Consider the following 6,536-nt stretch of genomic DNA (forward strand, 5'->3'; position numbering starts at 1 on the left):
CACCAGGGCAAGTCCCGCGACAACCATCCACAGCCAGCCGCCACTGCTGGATTCTTCCTCCTTCGCCGCAGCCACCACCGTCGGTTCCGGTTTCGGTGCGGGGGCTGGAGGGGGAGTCGGCGTACTGGGCTTCGGTGCGGGCCAGGTCATCTCGCCGGTATGCAGCACCAGCGCCCCGCGCACCACTTCGTCTTCAAAATCGACTTTATAGTTCTGGGAACCCCCCATATCTTTGAGGAGATGGCAGAGGTTAGTACCGTAAAGTTGGCTCGATTGGGCGGCCATCCGGCTGGGCAAATCCGTCAAACCGACGATCGTCACGCCGTTGTAGCTGTAAATTTCTCCGGGCTTGGTGACGGCGCAGTTGCCCCCTTGTTCGGCGGCCATATCCACCACCACCGAACCGGCTTTCATGCTCGATACCATTTCTTCGGTAATCAGCAACGGGGCGGGTTTGCCGGGAATCAAAGCCGTGGTGATGATGATATCCACTTCTTCGGCTTGTTCGGCAAATAGCGCCATTTCCGCCTCGATGAACTCCTTGCTCATCACTTTGGCGTAACCGCCTTGTCCGGTGCCGTCTTCTTCAAATTCGAGTTCGAGGAATTCCGCCCCCAGGCTTTCCACCTGTTCTTTCACCACCGGGCGGGTATCGAAAGCGCGAACGATCGCCCCTAAGCTGCGTCCGGCACCAATGGCGGCGAGTCCGGCAACCCCTGCCCCAATCACCATCACTTTGGCGGGAGGCACTTTACCCGCAGCGGTAATCTGTCCGGTGAAGAAGCGTCCGAACTGGTTTGCCGCTTCCACCACTGCCCGATATCCGGCAATATTCGCCATGGAACTGAGGGCATCCATCTTCTGCGCCCGAGAAATCCGGGGGATCGCATCCATCGCCAAAACTGTGGCTTTGCGGGCGGCGAGGCGATCGAGCAATTCCTTGTTTTGAGCCGGCCAAATGAAGCTAATCAGGGTTCCGTTTTCGCGGAGCAATTCCGATTCGTGTTTGCCCAAATCGGGGTGTTCCTGAGGGGGGCGAACTTTGAGGACAATGTCGGCGCTTTCCCAAAGACTGGCGGCATCGGGTAAGATTTCGCAGCTAACCTGGCGATAGGCATCGTCAGAAAAGTTTGCCGCTGCACCCGCTCCGGATTCTAGCAGCACGTCGAAGCCGTATTTTTGCAGTACTTTGGCAGTATCGGGAGTGGCAGCCACCCGACATTCACCGGGAAAAACTTCTTTGGGAATCCCTATTTTGAGGCGGGTTTTCTTTTCAGGGATTGAAGGCGTTGCAACTTCTTTGGGAGCGGCTACGGTCATAAATTCTCCTTAATATGTTGTGGATGGAAATTAAAATTTTTGACACGACAGAGACTCGATCGAGGGAAAACGACCCTCTTCTGGGTGCTGAAGTGGCGATCGAGTTGGCTGAATCCACGCGCTCAGACTGAAATCGAACTCGCGATCGGTGTTGTCTGAGATCGATTCTTAGCGTGAGGAGAGCGTGGGGTCTAGTTGTTGTTGGGTACGAGATATCGACGTTATGTACCGAAAACGTTTATATCTCGAGCGGTTCGGTATTGTTGGCAAAAGCGTCGTTTGGGTAACTTCAAGTAGACGATCGTACTTCCTGCATCCTATGCCGATCCCCACAGAGCGATCGATATCTTCAACTTGTCTTAATCTCTGTTCGGGGTTTGCTGACATCAATACAAACAATGATAAATTTTGGTTTATTTTTGTTGCAGCCGGTTCGGAAAAGCATCAATCTCCCGTTGAGATGAGTCGAGAGTAATCCTCGCTTGGTTGTAAAAAGACAAGAGCCACAAACTTTCTCACAGCATTCTCAATTTGAATGAATGCTGACTCCTTTACCAAGTAAAGTTCGTACTATGAATTTTTTTGAAAATAAATGCAAACGAACCCAGAAATAGCGAGAACGATATAAAAAGTGAGAACGTACTGGGTAGACCGCCAGCAACCATGAGCTGTCTCAAAGGAAGAACCATGCCATGGGTCACGTATAATGGGAATGCTAAAATTCCGACGGTTGCCAAAGCTTGTAATACAAACTTTTTGGAAGCAGAAAACTGATTGTAACCCGATAATATTTTATGAATCGCATCTAGACCGAGCAGTATCCAACCTATGTAGAAAAGCCATCCCCAAAGAAGCGTTTTTCTCGTCGGCCATACGAACCAACTCTCAGACATCCCCGCATGGGAGCAGACTACAAATCCAGCAGCCAGACAAGCACAACCGATCCAGACAAAACTGTTTGGGATGCCTTGCTTCTGGCTGTTTTGTCGCAACGTAATACCAATTGCAATTCCACAAAGAGTCCCGGCAGTCAAGTTAAAGTAGCTGTACTTTGCAGTCATCACGAGTTTTATCAGTTCTACAAAACCATGAGCTTCATAGGCAGAGATCCCAGAAATGAAGTAATAGTAAAAACAATATAGAAGAATACTGATTAATATTGACTTTGCGGCAGGATTTTTTGACTTTTCGATCGCCTTGAACCAAAACGGCAGCGTGGCAGTAATCAGTAAGTAATAGGCAAGAACAGAATAAAAGGCATTGGTAATATCAGTCAAAGATTGAATTTGACCGGAGATAAACTCGTGACTCAGTCTGAGTAACGCACTAATGACGATTCCCCCAGCGAGAACTATAAAGGTTGACCTCAGAAGTTGGCTCAGACGGCTTCGATCTTGCTGGAAGATACTAAACATCGAATACCCCGCAGAGACCCCGTATATAATGGCAAATCCGGGAGTTCCGGCCGCTAAGATGGGTGAGATATACGGTCTGATATTTCCCACAATAGGAGGAAGCCTATTGGCGAAGCCAGCGTACCAGTGAGAGAATATCACGCATAAAACTAACAAGCCACGCACGATGTTGATATTCATGCCGGTTTTCGTGTAATAGCTCGTTATCGTGTGAGATGTTGCTTTTTTATCTTCCGTACTTTCGATTCTTCGAGCCAACTCTCGTACCGATAAACCCTGTAGCATTCCTTTAACGATCTGCGGTGGGATGCCGAGCTTTTCCATTTTGACCATGACCGAGATCGCCGTTAACGAATCTCCACCCATTTCAAAGAAGTTGCTATCTGCATCGATCTGCTCTAAGTTCAGAACATTTTTCCAGACAGTAACGATTTCTCGTTCGCAGTCCGTTAGAGATCGATCGTCTTCTGTTTGGGATAACGGTTCTTCTCGTTTTACTTGCTTTGCAGCGTGCAATGATTCTAAGCGAGCACTATAAAGTTCGGTTAGCTGTTTTCTTTTAACTTTTCCAGTAGCCGTTGTGGGAAACTCATCAAGTTCCATTAATTTAACAGCATCTGGACTGTGGATATTATGTGCTGCCGCCGCTTGGATTGCCGCATCCTTGACGCTTTGCCGGTCTAGTCCCCCGTCCGCGAGGGTACTCACCAGGATGACCTCACCTCTAATGGGATCTTTCGCTCTTGCCACCGCAATACCGGATTGAATATTGAGGGTTTTTCGGATGAATTTCTCAATGTTGTCCGGAGAGACTTTGACACCCCCACAATTAATCAGGTCATCAGCTCGACCTAGATAATAAACGTATTCATCTTTCATCCAACCCAGATCGTTGGTTGTGTGCCATCCATTCGGATCGAGGTTGTTTTTTGGCTGACCCTCAACGAGCAACATTTCGGCAACATGAGGACCTTTAATCATGATTTTGCCGTCAGCAGACATTTTTATATCGGTATTTCCGTAAGCTTTCCCAACAGATTCGAGGTGTTCGCCTCGAGTTCGATCGATTCTGAGGAACGTGCTGCGGGATGCTTCGGTTAGACCGTAGTGCTGAACGATGTTTGCCTTGGGGAATAATTTGAGTAACCGCTCTTTCTCAGCTCGGCTCATATACTGGGAGCCAATTTCAATCCATCTGACCCCATCGGTCTCATTTCCAAAAATCTCTTCACACTGAAACAGCGTTCTCCACAAACTGGGAACGGCGGAAATTGCATTGATAGAGCCTTGGCGGAGCATCTCTCGTATTTCCAATGGGTTAAAACCATTCTCGGGGATGTAGAACTGTCCCCCAGCAGTTGCTACTGCTCGGCATCGACCTAAGCCAAAGGAGTAATTGGTTGGGACTCCAACATATTCTCGAATGCTCGCATCAACTTCCATAATGCTGTTGAGACGTTCGACGACATCGTTGAGCGCGCGATGGGTTAGCAAGACCGCTTTGGGTTGACCGGTCGTTCCCGAGGTAAAAGAAATCTGAGCGATAGATGATGTCGGCTGGGGGGTGAATTTTGTATCGCACCAGCCAAATTTGGCTTCGGGTCTCACCACCTCAGTTACACCGGTGACTTGGATTTTGTGAAAATCGGTTTCACTCTGTAAAAAGACAACGATTTGACCTTTTTTGAAACGATCGAAGACGAGGTTTACAAAATCGATGGAGTTAACAGAAATTACCCCGATCGCTGTTTTGCGATCGAGATTCCAGTCTTGTTTGAGGACATGCATATTGTCAAGGGATTCGGCAGGATTGAGAGCGAGAAAGCTACTCGAATAAAGCAAGCTATTGTCTCTTTAGAACTTGGATGCCATTTTTGTGGAAGCTGTCAAATAACTGCAGTCTTTCAGTTCGATCGAGTTGAGACTTGAGTGGCTGGCACCATCTAGTCCTCCGTGAATTTCCGAAGTTTTATGCAAGGTGGGAAAAAAGAAGAAAACCTACTGAGTTATCTCGACGTTATTTCGATCGTGAAAATAAAAGCTAGATCTGGACTTACGCACAGACGCCATTTCTAGGGTTGGGTTCCTACCAAATCCCCATTTCCCATTTCCGATCGGGAATGTTTTTTTACGATCGACTTCACAACTTCACAATCGAGCAATTCAGGTCGTGAGGTCAACGAACATTCTTGAGTTTTGCTCCCCCAGCTCAAATTCACCCGAAAGTTAAAAACCTGACAAGGTTAGGTTTCCCATTTCCCGTTCTCTGTTCAATTCGCGCCTGCGTTTATTGGAACTTTGCTTCACCCAGAGCGGTCAAGTTAGTTTGGGCACTTCCCCAAAATTCCGAGAGATTTGTTAAGATTCCCTTCATAAACATCGTCCCTTACACCTAAACTCCATACAATTCATATTTATGTTGTCTGCAAAAGTTAAAGCGACCACCGGACGGCTGCTAGGTCTTCTCGCCATCACTGGATGTCTCGCAACGGTCAGAGCAACCGTTAGCTGGGCGCAAGGAACGCCCGGTCTGACCATTTTTGGTGGAGTCGAACGAGCAAACGAACTCAACTTCCGCCTCGACTACGGAACTCGCCGCCACCCAAGCGATCGCTATCGGCTGCGCATCCCCGCCGAGAAGATGACCTTCGCCGTGGCTCAATTTTCCATCGACTATCCCGACTACTATTCCGGTGAGTTCGATTTGGAGTTCGATCCTGAAGACGAACCGGACGATCAACCCATCGAAATTCGCATCCAAAAAGATGGAGATTACGTCTCTCTGCCCATCGATGAAGTGATTTGGGATCGAGAGAATCAAATTGTCGAAATCTATCCCCTCGAACCGGTTCCGGCAGGATATAAAGTCGAACTTGTCTTTTCTAACGTGAAGAACCCGCGCAACGGTGGTATGTATTACTTCAACTGCAAAGTTCTTTCCCCTGGCGATTTGCCCCTGTTGCGGTATCTGGGCACTTGGGTGATTAGTATTGGCAACTAGTATTGACCGCTAAAGATCTCATAAAAATCCCAGAATTGTTGGAAATTCGGTCTTAAAACCGACCGAATTCGATCGCCTTGACGCGAATCGATCGGGGCGGTCGAAATGGGAATTGTAAAGAAATCTGATACAATCAAAGACTGTGATTTCGTTATTTTGAAAGAAATACTATGCCCCAACGCACCTTACACGGCACTAGCCGCAAAAGAAAAAGAGTTTCTGGCTTTCGCACCCGGATGCGAGTTAAAACCGGAAGGCGAGTAATCAACGCCCGCCGCAGCAAAGGACGGCATCGGTTGGCGGTTTAATGCGATCGTGCTCAAGAGCGCACATCGGCTTCGACATTGGAAAGACTTCCAAGCGGTTTACAAGCTCGGAACTCGATTTCAGGGATCGACTCTCACCTTGAGAGGGTTGCCTCGCCAGACCCAAACCAAAGGCGAAATCGATCGAAAATCCCCAACTCGCTTTGGAATTTCCATCAGCCGCAAAGTGACCAAAAAAGCGACCGGTCGAAACCGAATCAAGCGGCAAATTCGAGCGGCACTACACCAGCTATATCCATACATCGAACCCGGTTGGGACTTCATACTCTCTGTCAAACCCAGTGCAGTGCAGTGCAATTATTCTCAATTTCTGCAAGAATTAAACCAGTTGTTGGCAAAAGCAGAGGTACTGCATGGGCATTCGAGAGGAAACCTTTTATGAAGGCGGACCGCACGTTGGTGATTTAATTATCGGAATTTTGCTCGGTCTGACGATTATTGGACTGCCAGTTACCGTCGGTGCGATCGTTCGGG

At 48.3% G+C, this 6,536-nt stretch carries 5 protein-coding genes and 1 pseudogene; 4 read left to right on the top strand and 2 right to left on the bottom strand.

Features of this window, described 5'->3' with window-relative positions; all coding sequences use genetic code 11:
* Both pntA and IQ235_RS15405 read right to left on the bottom strand, forming a co-directional pair.
* On the bottom strand, positions 1–1,320 hold a 1,320-nt coding region (gene pntA / locus IQ235_RS15400), incomplete at its 3' end, for a Re/Si-specific NAD(P)(+) transhydrogenase subunit alpha (protein WP_264322327.1).
* Positions 1,321–1,871: 551 nt separating this feature from the next.
* Positions 1,872–4,577 (bottom strand): AMP-binding protein, encoded by a 2,706-nt coding sequence (locus IQ235_RS15405; RefSeq protein WP_264322328.1) that lies wholly within the window; start codon positions 4,575–4,577, stop codon positions 1,872–1,874.
* A gap of 574 nt (positions 4,578–5,151) precedes the next feature.
* On the opposite strand from IQ235_RS15405, the gene IQ235_RS15410 reads away from it, so the two are divergent.
* The 4 genes and pseudogenes from IQ235_RS15410 to IQ235_RS15425 form a co-directional block, all read left to right on the top strand.
* Positions 5,152–5,736, top strand: coding sequence for a DUF2808 domain-containing protein (locus IQ235_RS15410; RefSeq protein ID WP_264322329.1), 585 nt, complete (start codon positions 5,152–5,154; stop codon positions 5,734–5,736).
* A 170-nt stretch (positions 5,737–5,906) separates the two neighbouring features.
* Positions 5,907–6,044, top strand: coding sequence for a 50S ribosomal protein L34 (gene rpmH / locus IQ235_RS15415; RefSeq protein WP_264322330.1), 138 nt, complete (start codon positions 5,907–5,909; stop codon positions 6,042–6,044).
* A 7-nt stretch (positions 6,045–6,051) separates the two neighbouring features.
* Positions 6,052–6,444: a ribonuclease P protein component gene (gene rnpA / locus IQ235_RS15420; RefSeq protein ID WP_264322331.1), complete on the top strand. Its 393-nt coding sequence runs from the start codon at positions 6,052–6,054 to the stop codon at positions 6,442–6,444.
* Positions 6,416–6,536 (top strand): annotated as a pseudogene (locus tag IQ235_RS15425) (PH domain-containing protein); the annotation flags it as partial. The gene rnpA and the pseudogene IQ235_RS15425, both read left to right, overlap by 29 nt.

It is taken from the genome of Zarconia navalis LEGE 11467, assembly GCF_015207075.1.
Taxonomy (GTDB): domain Bacteria; phylum Cyanobacteriota; class Cyanobacteriia; order Cyanobacteriales; family Geitlerinemataceae; genus Zarconia; species Zarconia navalis.